The sequence below is a fragment of the Tritonibacter litoralis genome, from assembly GCF_009496005.1.
Taxonomy (GTDB): domain Bacteria; phylum Pseudomonadota; class Alphaproteobacteria; order Rhodobacterales; family Rhodobacteraceae; genus Epibacterium; species Epibacterium litoralis.
This window is the reverse complement of sequence record NZ_WIBF01000007.1, coordinates 1-19,367: the sequence shown is the minus strand read 5'-3', so window position 1 is coordinate 19,367 and position 19,367 is coordinate 1. Positions and strand designations below refer to the sequence as shown.

Below are 19,367 nucleotides of genomic sequence, written 5' to 3'. Positions count from 1 at the left end.
AGCCCTCCTTATTCAGCCGGGACTGCAACCGACAGGCTGGCTTCTTTAGCCGGGGCCTTACGGACAGTCATCCAGAGGTTGTAGCACATGATCAACGCACCGCTGAGGTACATCACCCCACCCAGGCCGCGCACCACATACATCGGGAATTTCGCAGCAACGGTGTCAGCGAAGGAGTTGACCAGGAAGCCGTTGGCATCCACTTCACGCCACATCAGGCCTTCCATGATACCGGTGACCCACATCGACGCGGCATAAAGCACGATTCCGATGGTCGCGAGCCAGAAGTGCCAGGACACCAGGCCGAGCGAGTACAGACGGTCGCGTTTCCACAGAACCGGTGTCAGGTAATACAGCGCCCCAAAGGAGATCATACCGTTCCAACCCAGCGCACCAGAGTGTACGTGACCGATGGTCCAGTCGGTATAGTGCGACAGCGAGTTCACTGCACGGATCGACATCATCGGACCTTCGAAAGTGGTCATGCCGTAGAAGGCAACCGAGATCACCAGCATCCGCAGAACCGGATCGGTGCGCAGCTTGTCCCAGGCACCGGACAGGGTCATCAGACCGTTGATCATACCACCCCAGCTGGGCATCCAAAGCACAACCGAGAACACCATACCTAGGGTCGAGGCCCAGTCAGGCAGCGCGGTGTAATGCAAGTGGTGCGGACCGGCCCAGATGTAGATGAAGATCAGCGCCCAGAAGTGGATGATCGACAGCTTATAGCTGAACACAGGCCGTTCAGCTTGTTTTGGGATGAAATAGTACATCATGCCCAGGAAGCCCGCAGTCAGGAAGAAGCCCACCGCATTGTGGCCATACCACCATTGCACCATCGCGTCTTGGACGCCGGGCCAGACGATGACGGATTTGGACCCCCAGATCGACACCGGAATGGTCAGGTTGTTCACAACGTGCAACATCGCAACGGTGACGATAAAGGCGAGGAAGAACCAGTTGGCCACATAGATATGCGGCTCGCGGCGTTTGATGATTGTGCCGAGGTAGACCGCCAGATAGGCCACCCAGACCACTGTCAGCCACAGGTCAACATACCATTCAGGTTCCGCATATTCTTTGGACTGGGTGCCGCCCAGCAGGTAGCCTGTTGCTGCCAGCACAATAAAAAGCTGGTAGCCCCAGAACACGAACCACGCCAGGTTCCCGCCCCACAGGCGTGCCGCCGATGTCCGTTGCACCACATAGAAGGACGATGCCAGCAAGGCGTTGCCGCCAAAGGCAAAAATCACAGCTGACGTATGCAGCGGGCGCAGGCGACCAAAGTTGGCAAAGCCTTCGGCCCAGTTAAAGTTCAACGCCGGAAAGGCGAGTTGGAACGCAATAAAGGTGCCCGCCAGAAACCCGACGACACCCCAAAACGCAGTGGCAATCACACCGGCGCGTACTACGCCGTCCATATATTCATTGGTTGGCAGAGGTGCGACCGGCTCATCGGTCTTGCGCAGCGTGTAGAGGAACAAACCTCCCGCCACCAGCATGATGATCACAGCATGCACCTGATACGCCAAGTCGCGCGCAAAGTTGATCCCAAGCATCGCGAAGAACGTGATGAGACCAAGCGCTATCAGCTTGATATAGTTAGACATTTCTCGTCCCTTTACCTTGCCCTTATCGATTCTTTGAGAGACTTCGGGCGGTTACAGACCGACGCCGTGATGCCTGAATTGGCAAAACCTAGCCTTGATCTGCATCAAAACCTGACGCGGCAAACCGTGGCATGAAACAAGACGAGACGCGCAACCCTTGAACCGGATGAGGTGCAAGATGAGTTATAAAACTTTGCTGACCGTGATCAGTGACATTGACCAAGCCAAGGCACCGCTGGATCAAGCCAGCGCTTTGGCACAGCAGTTTGAGGCCCACACAGATGCGCTTTGTCTGGGCATCGACCGCACCCAGACCAGCTATGACTATGGGATGGCCAACGCGATGCTGCTGCAACAATCCTTGCAAGTGGCGCGCGACCAGGCCGCCGCGCTGCAGGCTTTTGCCGAAGAGCATCTGGCCCGCAACGGCCTGCCCTTCTCGGCCACCACAGCGGTTGCGCCGCTGGGCGAAGTCACCCGCCATATTGCGCGCCGCGGGCGCTTTTGTGATTTGATGGTTGTTGCCAAACCCTATGGGGACAATGCGGCCATCGAAGGCGAGGCGATTGTAGAGGCCGGACTGTTTGAAAGCGCAGCCCCGGTTCTGGTGGTGCCACAGGACACACCGGTCCTGAAGGTTCCCAAAACGGTCCAGATCGGTTGGAATGAAAGCGCCGAAGCCCTGTCCGCCGTGCGCAAGGCGATGCCCTTCCTAAAAGCCGCGCGCTCTGTCCATGTGGTGGTTATTGACCCACCGCGCCATGGTCCGGATCGCTCAGACCCCGGTGGGCTTTTGTGTCAAATGCTGTCGCGTCATGGCATCCATTGCGAGGTCAACGTGCTGTCGAAATCCCTGCCGCGCACCGCTGATGTGCTGCTGCGTCATGCTGAGGACACAGATGCGGATCTGCTGGTCATGGGGGCCTATGGCCACTCCCGGTTCCGCGAAGCCATCCTGGGTGGAGCCACCCGCAACATCCTTGAGGCGGCGAACCGCCCCGTCTTGATGGCGCATTAAAACCTGCAATCTCCGGTTTCCCCGGACGAGCCCGCGCACCATGTCTCCAAATTTCCGGTGGGCGGCTCGGTTGACCCGCACCCATTCCATCCCGGTGCGGGTCCCTTTTTTCAAAGGCGTCTCGCGTCGACCGGCATCCTGATGGGCTGCTTTCAGACGGACTGGGCCGCGCCCGCAATCAGCCCAGAAAACCACCGTCGCTGTCGTCGCCGGCTTCATCCATCAGCCGGCTCATATCGGGCACGATGATATGGCGCTTGCCTTCCAGCTCGATCACGCCGGATTTCTTGAGGGCTGAGATCTGGCGGCTGACAGTTTCCAGTGTCAGACCCAGGTAATCGGCCATGGCTTCGCGGGTCAAAGGCAGTTCGAATTCAAGCCGGTCCAGCGGTCCTTTTTCCAGCGACGCATCCCGGCGGGCGATAATTGACAACAGGCTCGCGATCTTTTCACGCGCTGTTTTGCGCCCCAGCACTAGCATCCATTCCCGCGCCGCATCCAATTCGTCCAGCGTCATCTCCAACAGACGATGGGCAATATGCGGTGTCCGCGCCATCATCTCTTCAAAGGGCTTCTTGCGGAAACAGCACATCATCACGTTGTTCGTTGCCACCACATTATAGGCCGCACCGCTGCGTCCTGGGCGACCCACAAAATCCGATGGCAGCAACAGGCCAACCATCTGGGTCCGCCCATCCTCCATTGTCTGCGTCAGCGTCGCTACGCCAGAGACCACAGAGCCAACAAAATCCATTGAATCGCCTGACCAGACAATCGGCTGACCGGCCTCGTAGCTGCGATAGTATTTGATCGTATCAAGTTCCTCCAGCTCATCCGCATTACATCGCGCGCACACAGCACGGTGCCGAATGGGGCAGTCAGCGCATTTGACATGGGTGAGTACAGGGGCTGCCATCATTTTTTCCAATTGATCTGGGTCAATGACCTGGGGAGTGTGTTCTTCTTAAACTATAGTCATGGATACGAAATCACAATTGGCCCGCCTCGGTTTATTCGACGCCAAAGTGCCGCGCTATACCAGTTACCCAACAGCGCCTCATTTTGGGTCATCTGTGGATTCTACCTTGTTTACAAGGTGGATCAGCGCAATTACCCCCGACAGCTCTATCTCGCTTTACGTGCATGTACCATTTTGCCGCAGGTTATGCTGGTTTTGCGCTTGCCGCACGCAAGGCACACAGTCTGATTCTCCGGTGCGTGCCTATCTGGATGTTCTCAAGGCTGAACTGGACCTGCTGGCCCAGCATTTGCCACAAGGTGTGACGCTGTCGCGCCTACATTGGGGCGGGGGCACGCCAACTCTGTTGTCCCCGGATATGATGCGCGATCTCGCAGCCTCCATAGCTGCGGTTGCCCCCTTGGCCAAGGACGCCGAATTCTCAGTCGAAATCGACCCGAATGAGATCGACAGCGCGCGGATTGAGGCTTTGGTTGCGGCGGGCATGAACCGCGCCTCGATCGGAGTGCAGGATTTTGATCCGCAGATCCAGGAAACCATCGGGCGCCCGCAAAGTTATGAGACGACACTGGCAACGGTTGAAATGCTGCGCGCCAATGGGATCGACAGTTTGAATGCGGATATCCTCTATGGCCTGCCGCATCAGACCAACCGGCGCATGGCCGACAGCGTGCAAAAGCTTTTGTCCTTGTCGCCAGACCGGGTGGCGCTTTATGGCTATGCCCATGTGCCATGGATGGCGCGTCGTCAAAACATGATCCCGTCCGAGGCGCTGCCCACACCCGAGGCGCGGCTGGAGCTCTTTGAAACGGCGCAGCAACTGTTCCGGTGGGACGGCTACAAAGACATCGGCATCGACCATTTCGCCCGCCCCGAAGACGGGTTGTCCGTGGCCCAGACGCTGGGGCAGCTGCGTCGCAATTTCCAAGGGTACACCGATGACCGCTCCGAAGTTCTGATCGGTCTGGGCGCGTCTTCGATTTCCCGCTTTCCACAGGGTTACGCCCAGAATGCACCGGCGACATCCGCGCATACCTCAGCGGTGCGCGCGGGGCGTTTTTCGACGTCACGCGGACATGTGTTCACGGATGAGGACAAGCTGCGCGCCCGGTTGATCGAAGCCTTGATGTGCGACTTCCGCATTGACGGAGCAGAGGTGATGGCGCGGTTTGCTGTGTCCGCAACGGAGCTCAACAGCCTGTTTGAACGGGTAGCGGTTCAGTTCCCGGACATGGTGGAGCTGAAGGGTAATGATTTCCTGATCCCACCGCGCGCCCAGCCCCTGACCCGGGTCATCGCGCGTGCTTTTGACGCGTATGATCTTAGCAAAGCCGGGCACAGCGCTGCGATCTAAGCCCGCCGGGCTGTGCGCCTTTGCACTATCCGCGCAGCACGTCCCACCAAAGGCTCCCGCCCGTCACTGGCGCATGTATGACATGCACCGTTCCCGTTGGGCCAGGCTCGGCGCATTCGCGCCGAGCCTGGCCCAAGGCCGCCAAGGGGTCTTGCCATAGGCAAGGCACCTGCGGGCGCGGGAGTACCCCGTTGTTGGCAATCCGTCCGACACGTAAGGTGCGACCCGGCCTACCCAGCCGGGGACGCAACGGACAAGAGTTGCTGCGTATAAAGCTCTTTGGGGGCTGAGAAGATCTGTTCTGCCGTCCCGCTCTCGACCACATCGCCTTGGCTCATCACCACCACTTGGTGAGACATCGCCCGCACCACATTCAGATCGTGGCTGATGAACATATAGGCCAGCCCATAGCGTTTCTGCAGATCCCGCAGCAGCTCTACGATCTGCACCTGCACCGTCATGTCCAGCGCGGATGTGGGCTCATCCAGCACCACCAGCTTGGGGCGCAGCACCATGGCACGCGCGATCGCAATCCGCTGCCGTTGCCCGCCGGAAAACTCATGCGGATAACGGTCCATGGCCACCGGATCCAGCCCCACCTCTTCCATGACATCGGCCACCAATTCGCGGGGGTTGCGCCCTTTGTCCACCTCATGGACCGACAGGCCTTCGGCAATGATCTGGGCACAGGTCATCCGTGGCGACAAGGCGCCAAAGGGGTCCTGGAACACAATCTGCATATCCTTGCGCAGGCCGCGCAGATCTCTGCTCGACCAATGCCGCAAGTCCTGCCCCTGAAACAACACCGCCCCTTCGGATGCAATCAGCCGCATAATCGCAAGTGCCATTGTTGTCTTGCCCGAGCCTGACTCGCCCACAATGCCCAGGGTTTCCCCGGCCCGGATTGAGATCGAACAGGGGTTCACCGCTTTGACGTGCCCCACCGTCTTGCGCAGAAAACCGCGCTGGATCGGGAACCAGACCTTTAACCCTTCGGTTTCCACCATCATAGGGGCGTCCTCGGCCACGGGATCTGGCACCCCAGAAGGCTCAGCCGCCAAAAGCTTTTGCGTATAGGGGTGCTGCGGATTGGCAAAGATCTCGGCCGTTGGTCCGGCCTCAACAATCTCACCGTCTTTCATCACACAGACACGGTCGGCAATCCGGCGCACGATGGCCAGGTCATGGGTGATGAACAAAACACCCATCCCCTCGATCTCTTTCAGCTCGGCCAGCAAATCCAGGATCTGCGCCTGAATGGTCACATCCAGCGCCGTTGTCGGCTCGTCCGCGATCAGGATATCGGGCTTGTTGGCCAGCGCCATGGCGATCATCACCCGCTGGCGCTGCCCGCCGGACAGCTGATGGGGATAGGCGTTCAGACGGCTTTCGGCGTCCCGGATCCCCACCCGATCCATCAATTCCAGGATCCGCTTTCGTGCTGCCTCTCCCACCAGGCCTTGGTGCAGGGCCAGGCTTTCCGCCAGCTGTTTTTCCAGCGTGTGCAGCGGGTTGAGCGAGGTCATCGGCTCCTGAAAAATGAACGAGATATCATTGCCACGCACCTGACGCAGATGGGCCTCATCCGCGCCCACCATTTCTGTGCCGCCGTAGGTGACAGAGCCGCTCACATGGGCGTTATCTCCCAGCAAGGACACGGTCGACAGTGCCGAGACCGATTTCCCCGACCCGGATTCCCCGACCAAGGCCACGGTTTCCCCCTTGTCGACCGCAAAGGATACGCCTTTTACCGCCTCAACCAATTGGCCGTCCTGCTGGAAGGCCACGCGGAGGTCTTTCACTTGCAAAACTGCGCTCATGAAAAGGTCTTTCTTGGGTCAAAGGCATCGCGCACGCCTTCAAAGATGAAGACCAGAAGCGACAGCATCAGGGCAAAGGTAATAAAGGCAGTAAAGGCCAGCCAGGGGGCCTGCAGGTTCTGTTTTGCCTGCAAGGTCAGCTCTCCCAGTGAGGGCGCCGAGGATGGCAGACCAAAGCCCAGAAAATCCAGACTGGCCAGCGCGCCAATGGTACCCGTCACGATAAAGGGCAGCATCGTCAGCGTGGCCACCATTGCATTGGGCAGCATATGGCGGAACATGATGGTCATATTGCCAACGCCCAGGGCCTTGGCCGCGCGCACATATTCCAGGTTCCGTGCGCGCAGGAATTCCGCGCGCACCACGCCCACCAGCGCGGTCCAGCCAAACAGCACGCTGAGCAGAACCAACAGCCAGAAACTGCGCCCCAAAATGGCAAACAGGATGATGATCACATACAACGAAGGGGTCGAGGCCCAGACCTCAATCACACGCTGGAAGATCAGATCCAGCCAGCCGCCAAAATACCCCTGCACCGCGCCAGCAATGATACCAATCACCGTCGCCGCCACGGTGACCATCAGCGTAAAGACGATGGACAGGCGGAAGCCATGGATCACCCGCGCCAGTACATCGCGTTTGCGGCTGTCGGTGCCCAGCCAATTCTGGCCATTGGGTGGCAACGGTGCCGCACCCGGACGATCCACCGGCGTGTCAAAGGAATAGGGAATGAGCGGCCAGATCGACCAGCCTTTTTCAAACCCATCCGCCGCATAGGTGCCAGCGTTGATCTCATCGATAATGCCTTCGGGGTCGTCAAAACAATCCTCAACCCCTCCGGAGCGGATCAGACATTGCACCTCAGGATCGCGATAGGCGGCTTCGGTCTCGAAATCACCGCCAAAGGTGGTTTCGGCATAGGAATGGACCACAGGCACATAGAACGAGCCGCGATATTGCACCAGGATCGGTTTGTCGTTGGCCACAACATCCGCCAGCAGTGACAGGCCAAACAGAATGGAGAACAGAACAAGCGACCAATAGGCCCGCTTGTTGTTGCGGAAGTTACGCCAGCGGCGTTGGTTCAGCGGAGACAGTTTGAACACAGATCCAGCCATTTACCCCTCCCGACTTTCAAAATCGATGCGCGGATCGACCAGCACATACATCAGGTCCGAGATGATGCCGATCAACAGCCCCATTAGACCAAAGATGAACAGCGTGCCAAAGACAATCGGGTAATCCCGCGCAACGGCGGCCTCAAACCCCAGACGCCCCAGCCCATCCAGCGAGAAAATCGTCTCGATAATCAGGCTGGCACCAAAAAACACGCTCATGAATGCGGCCGGGAAGCCTGCGATCACAATCAGCATCGCATTGCGGAACACATGGCCATAAAGCACCCGGTTCTCGGTCAGCCCCTTGGCTCGGGCGGTCATGACATAGTGCTTCTTGATCTCATCCAGGAAGGAGTTTTTGGTCAGCAATGTCAGCGTCGCAAAGCTTGCAATGGTCGAGGCCAGAACCGGCAGCGCAATGTGCCAGAAATAGTCGCCAATTTTGCCAATCAGGCTCAGCTCGCTGAAGTTATCGGACGTCAGCCCCCGCAGCGGGAAGACCTGCCAATAGGACCCACCAGCAAACAGAACCAACAACAAAATTGCAAACAGGAACCCCGGAATGGAATAGGCCGCGATGATGATACCACTGGTCCACGTGTCGAATTGGGAACCGTCCCGCATCGCCTTGCGAATGCCCAAAGGGATCGAGATCACATAGGCGATCAGCGTGGACCAAAGTCCCAGCGTGATCGACACCGGCATTTTCTCCAGCACCAGATCAATCACACCGATCTTGCGGAAATAGCTCTCCCCGAAATCAAAGCGTACGTAATTGCCAAGCATCAGCAGAAACCGTTGCAAGGGTGGTTTATCAAACCCAAACTCGCGCTCCAGCTCCTCGATGAACTCGGGTGGCAGGCCGCGGGCACCGGCATATTTTTCCTCTCCCCCACTGCCGCCAAGGGTCAGGTCATTTTCGATTTCTGACAGGTTGTCCCCGCCACCACCGGCAAATCCGGCGAATACATCGCCCTGCCCCTGTTGCTGGGCAATGATCTGTTCAATGGGACCGCCGGGGACAAATTGCACCAGGGTAAAGTTCACAATCATGATCCCCAACAGCGTGGGGATCACCAACAACAGGCGTCGAAGGATATAGGCTGCCATGGTTACCGCAACGCGCCTTTGGCTTTCAGTTCGACTTCTTTTTCAGGGTTGACCCACCACAGATCCAACCAGCCCAGCGCGAACTTGGGCATATTTTCTGGGTGTTCATACATGTCGAAATAGCTGACCCAGTAATTGGGCACATAGCCGTCCGGCACCACAAAAAACTCATAGCGCAACGCCCGGTCCAGGGCCATCAAGGCTGCATCCTGATCTGCCTGATTGGTGGTTTCAAAGGAGGCCTCGATAATGGCGTCAACCAAGGGGCTGGCAAGCCCCGCTGGGTTAAACAGGCTAAAGGCCGCTTCTTTGGACCCATACATCTGTGTCAGCCCGCCGCCGGTGGACAGGAATGAGCCGTACCGCGCCGAATAGACCATATCGTAATCGCGTTCGCGCTGGCGCAGGGTGAACTGTGAGGGATCGACCTTCTCGGCTTTGGCATCCACACCCAGCGCCTGCAGGTTCTGGACATAGGTCTCAATCATCGTGGCAGTTGTTTCCGGAATGCTGGTGGCATAGGGGATTTCAATCTTCAGCGTCTCTCCGGCAGCATTGCGGCGCAGCTTGTCTTCGCCGACAGGCCAGCCGGCCGCATCCAGCATCTTGGCCGCCTTGCGCAGGTTGCGGCGATCCCGCAGACGTTCGGATTTTGACGTATGGCTTGCAGAAACCGGTGTGGTCAGAACCTCAGAAGGAACCACATCACCCAACCCATTCAGGAACGTCAGCTCACCATCCTTCGGCACGTCTTTGGCCTCCAGATGGGTGCCCTCAACAAAGGAGCTGCGTTGCGTGGACAGGCCAAACAACAGCGATTCATTCACCCATTCAAAGTTAAACGCCAGCGCCAGCGCCTCCCGCACGGATTTATCCGCTAGCTGCGGTTTGCCCAAGTTGAACACAAACCCAGACGGAGACGGCGCGCTTTGATCGGCGATCTCCTCTTTGACCACCAGGCCTTCGCTCAGCTTTGGGAAATCATAGCTGGTTGCCCAGACCTTGGCATCGGATTCGATCCGGAAGGTGTATTCACCGGCCTTAAACCCTTCAAAGGATGCGGTCTGATCGGCAAAATACTCAATCCGGATCGTATCGTAATTGTGGCGACCCACATTGATCGGCAGATCCTTGGCCCAATAGTCATCCCGTCGTTTGTACACAATGCGGCGGTTCACGTCATAGCTGTCCAGCTTGTAAGGACCAGAGCCCACCGCGACCTCGTAGCGGGGTTCATCCAGACGGCGGCTTTCATCGGCTTCGAACCAAGCCTTGGAGAACACCGGCGTATTGCCTACGGTTTCGATCAAGCTGCGTCGCGACACATCCGGGTTAAACGTGAATTTGACCGTGTGATCATCCAGCGCCTCGGCCCCGGTGACCATATGGCTGACCGCCTGCGCATAGGATGGCAGACCTTGGGTGATGAACAGCGTGTGGCTGTACACCACATCCTCGGCCGTCACCGGTGTGCCATCCCAGAACGTCGCCTCGGGCCGCATGTGAAAGATCACCCAATTGCGCCCTTCGTCATATTCCAGGCTTTCGGCCAACAACCCGTAATACTGTCCAACCTCGTTCACGGTGCTGTCGATCAGACTGTCATATTGCAACGTCGTCAGCGCGCCGGACCGTCCCTTGACCGTATAGGGGTTCAGATTGTCAAACGTGCCCGATGCGGCCAGCGCCATCTCTCCGCCTTTGGGCGCATCCGGGTTCACATAATCCAGATGTTTGAAGTCCGCCGGATAGTCGAGATTTCCAAAATACGAATACCCGTGGCTTTTGATGATGCCCTCTTCGGCCTTGGCCATGCCTGCGGCCAGGATCAGCGCGCCAATCCCCATACCCATCAACCTCATCAGCGTTCCAGTTCGCGGGGCGACGGTTACACGGGCCTCGGCTCGGGGTGACTGCATCGACGGATCCTCCATTTGGGTTCTACTGCCAGAGTTATGGATTACTTGTATGTGTCCAAGCACAGCTAATACAAGTTTAGAGAATGTGAACAGCCCGTGAAGAGGCGAAGTGCTGCCCGCAAACATAAAAAGCCGCTGTCCCAGGGGACAACGGCCTGAAATTCATCGAAACACAATCTCGTGTTTATTTGATCGTCGCGAGGTAGGCGATCAGGTTTGCGCGGTCGGTGTCTTTCTTCAGACCCGCAAAGCTCATTGATGTGCCCGGCGCATAGTCGGACGGTTTGGTCAGGAAGGCGTTCAGCTCGTCTTCGGTCCACGCGCCTGCCGGCAAGCTGCCCGAGTAGCCAAAGCCGGAGGCCGAGCCAATGTCGCGCCCGACCACATTAAACAGATACGGGCCGGTTGCGTTGGCGCCATCTTCCAGCTTGTGGCAAGCTGCGCATTTTTTGAAAACCTTGGCCCCTTTGCCGACGTCAGCAGAAGCCAGAAGCTCTTCAAAGCTTACTTCTTCCACTTCTTCGGCGCCGCCCGCGTCAGCCACTTCGATCACATAGGATGCCTCACCATGGCTATCCATTGCATAGATCTCAGTCGCCGCCCATTTGCCGAGCAGGAAAACGAGAAAGGCGCCACAGAAGCCTGCGGTCGCTTTGGTAAGGGTCATCGTGTCGAACATGATCGCTTTTCCATTTAGCTGTCTGCCAAGGTGTCTAAGGCTTCCCCTATAGTCTGACAAGGTATAGACAGCGCGACCAAATGCCCGTTTATTGATGTTTTCTACGGAAGTGACGCAAATGACCCGCAAAATCGCCATTCAAGGAGAGCTTGGCTCCTATAGCCACGAAGCCTGCCGCGCAGCCCGCCCCGATATGGAGGTCCTGCCGTGCCGCACCTTTGAACAAGCGATTGATGCGGTAAACTCAGGCGTCGCCGACCAAGCCATGCTGCCGGTTGAAAACTCCACCTATGGGCGCGTGGCGGATATTCACCGCCTTTTGCCCACATCCAACCTCCACATCGTGGACGAAGCCTTTGTGCGGGTGCACATTAATGTGCTGGGCGTGCCGGGCGCCACCTTGTCGGATGTCAAGGAAGCCTATTCCCATCTGGTGCTCTTGCCCCAATGCGCAAGCTTCCTGAAAGAGCGCAACATCATTGGCCGGGTCAGCCCCGATAACGCCCGTGCCGCCCGTGACGTTGCGGAACGCAATGATCCAACCATTGCGGCGCTGGCCAGTGAGCTGGCGGGAGAGATCTACGGGCTGGACGTCCTTGCCCATCATATCGAGGACAATGGCAACAACACGACGCGCTTTTTGATTATGGATCGTCAGGCCAATTATGAGCGCCGCGGCGAACATGGGATGGTCACCAGCTTTGTCTTTCAGGTCCGCAACATCCCCGCCGCGCTCTACAAGGCCATGGGGGGGTTTGCGACCAATGGGATCAACATGGTCAAACTCGAAAGCTATATGGTCGACGGCTCGTTCACCGCGACCCAGTTCTACGCCGACATCGAAGGCCATCCCGACGACCCCAATGTCCAGCTCGCCATGGACGAGCTGGCCTATTTCACCACCAACATCAAGATCCTGGGCGTCTTCCCGGCCAGCCTGCAGCGCCACTAAGCTGCAGGCCCACCCCTTGCGGCCTCAGGCGTAGTCGTTCAGCCGCTCTTCCAACACGGCCGTAAACCGACCAACGCGTTCTTTGAAGCGCTTTTCAACCTTGCCGCGCGCCAGTTTCAGCGATTGCAGCAACAACCGCCCCGGCAGGCTGCTGGCGGCCAGATCGACCGAGATCGACACCCGCGTGCACCGCGGCGACAGCGCCAGCAGCTCGATCCCGAACTGGCCGGACACGCCGCTGCCTTCGCCTGTCACCGCCATAAAGGTGGAGGGCTGCAGTTGGGTCAGCCGCAGATCCAGACTGCGATCCTTGCCACGCAGGCGATAGCCGACACGCCATTCCATCCCCTCCTGCACAGCGCCTTGGCTCAACCGTTCAACCTCCAGACCGCGACGGGCGGCCAGGCGTTCCAGATTGTCAAAATCCGACAACAGGCCAAAAACCTGCTCAATCGGGGCATCGATGTCTTCGGACGTTTTCAATTCCATGTGTTCACCTGTTCGCAACGGCTAAATGCACAAAATGGGCGGGCTCTTTCACTGCAGTCTATCCGCAAGCCAGTTATCAAGTAGGAAACGCGCAATTGCGCCTTTGCGGGCGGGGCGGATTTTTGGGTGCATTTCCGCCTGCGCTTCCATGATGTCCTGCTTGCTGGCCCACAGCGCATCTTCGATTTCATGGGGATCAATGGTGATCTCTTCGCTGGTCGCCTCTCCCCAGCAGCCAAACATCAAGGACATCGGAAATGCCCAGGGTTGGCTAGCCAGGTAACCAACCGGCCCGACCGTGACGCCGGTCTCTTCAAACACCTCACGCCGAACCGCAGCCTCCAGGGTTTCGCCGGGCTCCACAAAGCCCGCCAACAGTGAATACATCCCCTCTGGCCACCCCGGAGAGCGCCCGATCAACACCTTGTCGCCACGGGTGATCAGCATGATCACAACCGGGTCCGTGCGGGGGAAATGGCGCGCACCGCAGTCCGGGCACTGCCGCTGCCAACCGCCTTCGATCATCTCGCTTTTTGCGCCACATTTGGCGCAGAACCCATGGGTGTGATGCCAAGCCAAAACCGCTTTGCCAGTGGCGGCAACTTCGGCATCCCAGGGCGACAAACCAGCCATAAAACTGCGCAGCTCGGCAAAGATCTGACCCTCTGGCAGATCCGGGTGTTGTTGCTCGGTCAGATCACGAAAGGCACCGATCTGGCTCAGATCCTCGCCATCCGGCTGCCACTCCAAAAGCTCGGCGGCAAACAACGCGTCACCGCTTGAATTCAGCCCCAGGAACACCGACCGCGCGGCGGCACCCGTCACCAATGGGTGGTCGCTGCTTAACCAAACCAGTTGATCGGGCCCTGCCTCACCATCCACATCATTGCGTTGCACCAGCGGTTTACCTTCCCAGAACAGCAGCACCAACCCGCCGTTTTCCCACCGCTGTCCAAGCCCTGCCGCATCATTGCGGAGGTGCGCCGCCCGATTGAGCCCGCCCCCGCCAAAAGTCACCGTTTCTGCGTTTTTCATCTGCTCGTTGCCTATTGCCTAAAGATTAACAGGACACGGCGTTCGCTTAGCTCACAGCCTGCAAAATTCAAATAACCTCGCGGCAAGTTTTCGCAAAAAATCGCTTCTTTGCCAATATTTTACCGCCAACCTCTCGCCCTAGTTGTTCGACCCCCCCAAAAATGGCGAATTGTTAAGATTCTACCCTTTGCACATGCTTTAAACATTGCTTCTATGTGTAAGAATATAGAAGAATTCAAACTGTGAGCAGGCTCAATATGCGCCCAGCATCGGCAAAATGACAGGAAGACAATCGCCCTCGCAAAGCCAACCGGCTCGGCTACGCGTCATGGCGACAACAGACCTGCATGCGCATCTTGTGGCGCATGATTATTACTCTGACAGCTCCGGAATTCCACTTGGCCTAACCCGCGTTGCAACACTTGTAAAAACCGCAAGGGCCAAAGCCCAAGAGGACGGAAACGCCACCTTGTTGGTGGACAATGGCGACGGGTTTCAGGGTGCGCCCCTGGGCGAAAACATCCTGCACGGCCAAGAGGCGCGCCACCCGCTGATGACTGCGTTTTCGATCATGGGCTATGACGCGATGGGGCTTGGCAACCATGATTTCAACTATGGGTTGCCCACATTGGCCCGGCTGTTAAAGGACGCCCCCTGCCCTGCGATCTGCTCTAATATGAGCGCGATTGAACCGGGTCTGGAATTACCCTTTGTGTCATCAACAATCGTCGACAAAACCATCCCAGCTGTGCCTGACGCGCCACCGTTGCGGATCGGTATCCTGTCGGTCCTGCCGCCGCAAACGGTAATCTGGGATGCCTATTTCCTGGAAGGACGGGTGGTTGTTCAGGATATGGTCAACGCCGCCAAGGATGCCGCCCGCGCCTTACGCGACCAGGGCTGTGACGTGGTGGTCGCATTGGCGCATACCGGGCTGGGCGACCAGGACGCGGTGCTCAATATGGAGAACGCGCTTTACCCGTTGATGGCTCTGCCTGACATTGACGCTTATGTTGCCGGCCATACCCATCTGGCGCTGCCGGATCCGCAGACTCCCACAACCAGCCCCGTGGTCATGCCCGGCGCCTTTGGCAGCCATTTGGGGCTGATCGACATCGCGCTTCACTGGGATGGCACAGGTTGGCAAGTCCAGAACACGAAGGCCACATTGCAAAGCGTTGCCCCAAGTGACTCTGCAATGGTAGCTGAAGACGCACAACTCAAAGCCGCCTTGCATGATGATCACATCGAAGCCTGCGGCCGCCTCAACCAGCCCGTCGGGCGGGTCGACGCCCCCCTACATTCGTTTTTCACCTTTTTCTCACATGACCGCTCCCTTGCGCTCACGGCCAGTGCGCAGGCGGCTGCTGTGCGCGCTTATGTGGCTGGAACGCCCGCGGCCGATTTGCCCTTGTTGTCGGCCGCCGCTCCCAGCAAATTTGGCGCACGGGCTGGGCCGAGCTTTTACACGGATGTACCTGCGGGCCCCGTCACCATGCGGCATGTGACAGATCTACAAATATTCCCCAACCAATTGCGCGCGGTGGAGATCACCGGGATAGAGCTGTTGGATTGGTTGGAAATGTCTGCAGGCATTTTCAACCGCATCACCCCCGGCAGCCAGGATGCTGCGCTGGTGGACGAAGCGCGCGCGGGCCACAACTACGATGTGATCTTTGGCATTGAATATGACATTGATGTAACCCAACCTGCGCGTTTCAATGCCGTTGGCACATTGGTGAATCCAACCGCAAAACGCATCCGAAACCTGCGCTGGAACGGCGACCTTATACGCCCAGACCAACGCTTTCTGGTGGCTTTGAGCAGCTATCGCGCCAGCGGCGGCGGTCATTTCAATATGGTACGCTATGCTCCGCAATTGTCGCTGCCACAGGTCCGCCTGCGCGATGTTGTTCGGGATTACATTTCCGGCCAACTCATGCGCGACCCGCTGGAAGAAGCTCCCTCCCCTTGGCGGTTCGCGCCAATAGGCGACACCCAGGTTTTACTGCGCACAGGCCCCGCGGCTTCGGCCCATATCGCCGAACTGCCAGCCGATCGTCTTTCACTCTTGCCCGTGGATACCAACGGGTTTTTAGGGCTGCGATTGCAGCTCTGATCACAGGCTCTGCGCGAAACGCCCCCCTTCGCGCAGAGCCTCGATAACTTCTGTCACGCTCTTGTCATTCTAGGCCTCGCCCTCTATATCCGGATTCGAGAGGTTGGCGCGGGCAGGCGCCTCGCCAACCTGGTCAGGTCCGGAAGGAAGCAGCCACAACGAGCCCCGCTTGGGTCGATGTCCAACCTCTCACTTTCCCACACTCTCATTTTTCCGCAAATGACCGGATCTCCTGCGTGCTTTGTCGCATGCCATGCTTCGGCACCCGTATTAACACGGGCCACACCGGAATTCGTTTGACGACTCTGGGGCCTGTTCTTTACCCCTGTGTGTGATGGTTCTTGGCCGCGCGTTATGTGTGGCCCGGATGAAAAGGGAACACGGTGCAAAGCACGCCTGTGACACAGGTTGTTTTAATGCCGCGACTGCCCCCGCAACTGTAAGCGGCGAGCTGCCCCGAAACGAACCACTGGCCATGGGTGATCTGGATCACCCGCCGGGAAGGTTCGGGGACGCGATGACCCGCAAGTCAGGAGACCTGCCATCAAAACGATAACTCGAAACCGGGCGGGGTGCTCCGGGGCGGGATCCAAATGCGGGTTTGGAACAGGGCAACGCCCGGGGAGACCACAACCGCCTTTGACCTGACCTGCGCCCTGTCTAGCAAATTTTGCGGATGGAGGATGCAATGATCTGGACCGGTGAAACCCATGAAATGGCGGCAACCCACTGCCCAAAACTTGGCCGCCCCTGTCCTGCCGCGTTGGAGATGCTCCAAGCTTTGAGCGCTGCCATGACCCAGGCCAAACCCGTCACACAAGATGATTTTGAAATGACAGGTCACAGCACGCTGAAGGCCTGTGGCGCAGGCTGCCAAGCCCGTTTTGTCGCCTCCCACGCCCAGATACGCGTGTTCTGTGATGTCTCTGACAGCGCCGAACAGAAGGTTTTGGATCAGCTGGCGGATGCGATGTTTTCCAACGACCTCATACCCAGCATAGCGCGCCCCTCCAGCGACCATCTGCCCTGCGCCGTGGCACAGGCATTGCCTTTGCAGATCGCCACGACCCGACACATTGATACAGCCCTCAGACAGCCGGTTTAATCGGGCGGTTTAATCGGGGTTACACACGGCGCGCCGAGATGGCCCAGGCCAATTGCTCATCCGTTTCAACCGCCAAGGGATCCAAGCTGCGCAGCCGGTTCAAAGCCGCATGCGGCGGCTCCCCCACTTCGATCATCAGACGCAACACCGCCATGCCCGCCCGGCCAGAGCCGCAACCTGCATGGACCAAGACCCGGCCCCCGCCCACCAATGCTTTGCGCGCGGCATGGCTGGCTTTGGGCCATTTGAACAGCACGTTTGACGGCGGGATACCACAGCGCGGCACCGGCAGATGAAACCATCGGCTCGCCATGCTTTGAATGTCCGCCCCCAGCGTCAATGCGCCCACAGCCTCCTGTTCAGCTCCGGTGGTCATCGACAACACCAGCCCGGGCTTCCAATCATTGATATCCTGCAAATCCGCGCGATAGTGTCCGGTCTCCCCAGGCATTCGGCACAAGGCCAAACTCCCGTTCGCCACCGAAAGGGCATGAATTGTCAGTGTTGCTTGACCGGGTTCGCGTAGCTGTGAACCCGGGGTCATAGTTGTTGTGCGTTCCATCCGCATCAGCGCCTCCCCAGCTGGGCCAGAGTACCGCCACTCCTACCTTCAAACTCTAACTCTGGAATGCGTCCCGCGCCTAGAGTTTTCTTTTACCTCTGGGTGATTTGCTCGTCTTTCGATCAGCCAAGCTTGCTTCGGGCAGATGAGCGGTGGACGAAACTGACCCGCTTCCTTACCTTGGGCCGGACTATCAAAAGAATACGAATCCGGTATACAATCATGAGCGACACCCCCATGGGCGAAGCGGGCGATACGCCCAAATATCAGGTCCTTGCCCGCAAGTACCGGCCCGAGACCTTTGCCGATCTGGTCGGCCAAGACGCGATGGTGCGCACGCTGAAAAACGCGTTTGAGACGGGCCGGATCGCGCAGGCCTTTGTGATGACCGGCATCCGCGGCACCGGCAAGACCACCACCGCGCGGATCATTGCCAAGGGGATGAACTGCATTGGTCCCGATGGCAACGGCGGACCAACCACGGAACCCTGCGGCGTCTGCGAACATTGCCGCGCCATTATGGAAGGTCGCCATGTCGATGTGATGGAAATGGACGCCGCCTCGCGCACCGGTGTGAATGACATCCGCGAGATCATCGACAGCGTCGCCTACCGCGCGGCCTCGGCCCGCTACAAGATCTATATCATCGACGAAGTGCACATGCTGTCAACCTCGGCCTTCAACGCGCTGTTGAAAACGCTGGAAGAGCCACCAGCCCATGTGAAATTCATCTTTGCCACCACCGAAATCCGCAAAGTTCCGGTCACGGTTCTGTCGCGATGCCAACGGTTTGACCTGCGCCGGATCGAACCGGAAGTGATGATCGCGCTGATGCGCAAGATCGCCACATCCGAGGGGGCCGCGATTGCCGAGGACGCGCTGGCCCTGATCACCCGCGCTGCAGAAGGCTCAGCCCGGGATGCAACGTCGCTGTTGGATCAGGCGATCTCTCATGGTGCCGGAGAAACCACAGCGGATCAGGTGCGCGCCATGCTGGGTCTGGCCGACCGGGGTCGGGTTCTGGATCTGATCGACATGATCCTGCGCGGCGATGCCGCTGCGGCCCTGACCGAGCTCTCCTCACAATACGCCGCCGGCGCAGATCCTCTGGCGGTGTTGCGTGATCTCGCCGAGATCACCCATTGGGTTTCGGTTGTAAAAATCACACCGGACGCCGCCGCAGACCCAACCATCAGCCCCGATGAACGCGCGCGTGGTCAGGCCATGGCCGAGGCCCTGCCAATGCGGGTGCTGACCCGGATGTGGCAAATGTTGCTCAAGGCGCTGGAAGAGGTTGCAGCCGCACCCAATGCGATGATGGCAGCCGAAATGGCCGTGATCCGCCTGACCCATGTGGCCGATTTGCCTAGCCCCGAAGAATTGCTGCGCAAACTGCAGGACACCCCACCACCGCCACTGCCGGGCGGCCCCAGTGGCCCTGGCGGCGGCATGCCCGCACAGAGCGCGGGCGCGCCTGCGGCGAGCGGAGGGGGCG

The 19,367-nt window shown here is 58.5% G+C and carries 16 protein-coding genes, 1 other RNA gene and 1 riboswitch; of the genes, 7 read left to right on the top strand and 10 right to left on the bottom strand.

Annotated elements, in window-relative coordinates:
• Positions 1–8 precede the first annotated feature (8 nt).
• Complete coding sequence (gene ccoN / locus GFB49_RS12010; protein ID WP_153216129.1) at positions 9–1,613, bottom strand: cytochrome-c oxidase, cbb3-type subunit I; 1,605 nt, start codon at positions 1,611–1,613, stop codon at positions 9–11.
• Between the two features lie 178 nt (positions 1,614–1,791).
• On the opposite strand from ccoN, the gene GFB49_RS12005 reads away from it, so the two are divergent.
• A complete protein-coding gene (locus GFB49_RS12005; RefSeq protein WP_153216128.1) occupies positions 1,792–2,631 on the top strand; it encodes a universal stress protein in 840 nt (279 codons plus the stop codon).
• A 178-nt stretch (positions 2,632–2,809) separates the two neighbouring features.
• Here GFB49_RS12005 and fnrL read toward each other — a convergent pair whose 3' ends face one another.
• Complete coding sequence (gene fnrL, locus GFB49_RS12000) at positions 2,810–3,547, bottom strand: transcriptional regulator FnrL (protein WP_194269334.1); 738 nt, start codon at positions 3,545–3,547, stop codon at positions 2,810–2,812.
• Positions 3,548–3,608: 61 nt separating this feature from the next.
• Here fnrL and hemN point away from each other — a divergent pair, with 61 nt between their 5' ends.
• A complete protein-coding gene (hemN, locus tag GFB49_RS11995) occupies positions 3,609–4,964 on the top strand; it encodes an oxygen-independent coproporphyrinogen III oxidase (RefSeq protein ID WP_153216126.1) in 1,356 nt (451 codons plus the stop codon).
• Between the two features lie 230 nt (positions 4,965–5,194).
• Here hemN and GFB49_RS11990 read toward each other — a convergent pair whose 3' ends face one another.
• The 5 genes from GFB49_RS11990 to GFB49_RS11970 form a co-directional block, all read right to left on the bottom strand.
• On the bottom strand, positions 5,195–6,784 hold the full coding sequence (locus GFB49_RS11990; RefSeq protein WP_153216125.1) for an ABC transporter ATP-binding protein: 1,590 nt from the start codon (positions 6,782–6,784) through the stop codon (positions 5,195–5,197).
• Positions 6,781–7,902, bottom strand: coding sequence for an ABC transporter permease (locus GFB49_RS11985; protein WP_153216124.1), 1,122 nt, complete (start codon positions 7,900–7,902; stop codon positions 6,781–6,783). The genes GFB49_RS11990 and GFB49_RS11985 overlap by 4 nt, the downstream gene beginning before the upstream one ends.
• Positions 7,903–9,012, bottom strand: coding sequence for a microcin C ABC transporter permease YejB (locus tag GFB49_RS11980; protein ID WP_153216123.1), 1,110 nt, complete (start codon positions 9,010–9,012; stop codon positions 7,903–7,905). It abuts the gene before it with no gap.
• A 2-nt stretch (positions 9,013–9,014) separates the two neighbouring features.
• Positions 9,015–10,931, bottom strand: a complete 1,917-nt coding sequence (locus tag GFB49_RS11975; RefSeq protein ID WP_153216122.1) for an extracellular solute-binding protein — start codon at positions 10,929–10,931, stop codon at positions 9,015–9,017.
• A gap of 184 nt (positions 10,932–11,115) precedes the next feature.
• The gene (locus GFB49_RS11970; protein ID WP_153216121.1) at positions 11,116–11,610 is read right to left on the bottom strand and encodes a c-type cytochrome; all 495 of its coding nucleotides are present in this window, start codon (positions 11,608–11,610) and stop codon (positions 11,116–11,118) included.
• A 118-nt stretch (positions 11,611–11,728) separates the two neighbouring features.
• On the opposite strand from GFB49_RS11970, the gene GFB49_RS11965 reads away from it, so the two are divergent.
• Positions 11,729–12,562: a prephenate dehydratase gene (locus GFB49_RS11965; protein WP_153216120.1), complete on the top strand. Its 834-nt coding sequence runs from the start codon at positions 11,729–11,731 to the stop codon at positions 12,560–12,562.
• A 24-nt stretch (positions 12,563–12,586) separates the two neighbouring features.
• Here GFB49_RS11965 and GFB49_RS11960 read toward each other — a convergent pair whose 3' ends face one another.
• On the bottom strand, positions 12,587–13,051 hold the full coding sequence (locus GFB49_RS11960; RefSeq protein WP_153216119.1) for an SRPBCC family protein: 465 nt from the start codon (positions 13,049–13,051) through the stop codon (positions 12,587–12,589).
• Positions 13,052–13,099: 48 nt separating this feature from the next.
• Positions 13,100–14,086, bottom strand: coding sequence for an NAD(+) diphosphatase (gene nudC, locus GFB49_RS11955; RefSeq protein ID WP_153216118.1), 987 nt, complete (start codon positions 14,084–14,086; stop codon positions 13,100–13,102).
• Between the two features lie 328 nt (positions 14,087–14,414).
• On the opposite strand from nudC, the gene GFB49_RS11950 reads away from it, so the two are divergent.
• From GFB49_RS11950 to GFB49_RS11940, 3 genes are all read left to right on the top strand, one after another.
• Positions 14,415–16,205, top strand: coding sequence for a 5'-nucleotidase C-terminal domain-containing protein (locus tag GFB49_RS11950; RefSeq protein ID WP_246149700.1), 1,791 nt, complete (start codon positions 14,415–14,417; stop codon positions 16,203–16,205).
• 96 nt (positions 16,206–16,301) lie between these two features.
• An RNA gene (gene ffs, locus GFB49_RS11945) (signal recognition particle sRNA small type) lies at positions 16,302–16,400 on the top strand.
• Between the two features lie 123 nt (positions 16,401–16,523).
• Positions 16,524–16,765, top strand: a riboswitch (cobalamin riboswitch).
• 128 nt (positions 16,766–16,893) lie between these two features.
• Positions 16,894–17,310 carry a hypothetical protein gene (locus tag GFB49_RS11940; protein WP_194269333.1) on the top strand — a complete coding sequence of 139 codons (417 nt, stop codon included), beginning with the start codon at positions 16,894–16,896 and terminating at the stop codon, positions 17,308–17,310.
• A gap of 19 nt (positions 17,311–17,329) precedes the next feature.
• Here GFB49_RS11940 and GFB49_RS11935 read toward each other — a convergent pair whose 3' ends face one another.
• Positions 17,330–17,761, bottom strand: coding sequence for a protein-tyrosine phosphatase family protein (locus GFB49_RS11935; RefSeq protein ID WP_246149699.1), 432 nt, complete (start codon positions 17,759–17,761; stop codon positions 17,330–17,332).
• Positions 17,762–18,094: 333 nt separating this feature from the next.
• Between GFB49_RS11935 and GFB49_RS11930 the strand changes: the two genes are divergently transcribed.
• Positions 18,095–19,367 (top strand): DNA polymerase III subunit gamma/tau (locus tag GFB49_RS11930; RefSeq protein ID WP_153216115.1); only part of this gene is annotated, 1,273 nt, incomplete at its 3' end.

What these genes read in the sequence shown, in the direction of transcription:
- ccoN (WP_153216129.1), bottom strand. Translation starts at nt 1,613, where the DNA reads ATGTCTAACTATATCAAGCTGATAGCGCTTGGTCTCATCACGTTCTTC.
- GFB49_RS12005 (WP_153216128.1), top strand. Translation starts at nt 1,792, where the DNA reads ATGAGTTATAAAACTTTGCTGACCGTGATCAGTGACATTGACCAAGCC.
- fnrL (WP_194269334.1), bottom strand. Translation starts at nt 3,547, where the DNA reads ATGGCAGCCCCTGTACTCACCCATGTCAAATGCGCTGACTGCCCCATT.
- hemN (WP_153216126.1), top strand. Translation starts at nt 3,609, where the DNA reads ATGGATACGAAATCACAATTGGCCCGCCTCGGTTTATTCGACGCCAAA.
- GFB49_RS11990 (WP_153216125.1), bottom strand. Translation starts at nt 6,784, where the DNA reads ATGAGCGCAGTTTTGCAAGTGAAAGACCTCCGCGTGGCCTTCCAGCAG.
- GFB49_RS11985 (WP_153216124.1), bottom strand. Translation starts at nt 7,902, where the DNA reads ATGGCTGGATCTGTGTTCAAACTGTCTCCGCTGAACCAACGCCGCTGG.
- GFB49_RS11980 (WP_153216123.1), bottom strand. Translation starts at nt 9,012, where the DNA reads ATGGCAGCCTATATCCTTCGACGCCTGTTGTTGGTGATCCCCACGCTG.
- GFB49_RS11975 (WP_153216122.1), bottom strand. Translation starts at nt 10,931, where the DNA reads ATGCAGTCACCCCGAGCCGAGGCCCGTGTAACCGTCGCCCCGCGAACT.
- GFB49_RS11970 (WP_153216121.1), bottom strand. Translation starts at nt 11,610, where the DNA reads ATGTTCGACACGATGACCCTTACCAAAGCGACCGCAGGCTTCTGTGGC.
- GFB49_RS11965 (WP_153216120.1), top strand. Translation starts at nt 11,729, where the DNA reads ATGACCCGCAAAATCGCCATTCAAGGAGAGCTTGGCTCCTATAGCCAC.
- GFB49_RS11960 (WP_153216119.1), bottom strand. Translation starts at nt 13,051, where the DNA reads ATGGAATTGAAAACGTCCGAAGACATCGATGCCCCGATTGAGCAGGTT.
- nudC (WP_153216118.1), bottom strand. Translation starts at nt 14,086, where the DNA reads ATGAAAAACGCAGAAACGGTGACTTTTGGCGGGGGCGGGCTCAATCGG.
- GFB49_RS11950 (WP_246149700.1), top strand. Translation starts at nt 14,415, where the DNA reads ATGGCGACAACAGACCTGCATGCGCATCTTGTGGCGCATGATTATTAC.
- GFB49_RS11940 (WP_194269333.1), top strand. Translation starts at nt 16,894, where the DNA reads ATGATCTGGACCGGTGAAACCCATGAAATGGCGGCAACCCACTGCCCA.
- GFB49_RS11935 (WP_246149699.1), bottom strand. Translation starts at nt 17,761, where the DNA reads ATGCCTGGGGAGACCGGACACTATCGCGCGGATTTGCAGGATATCAAT.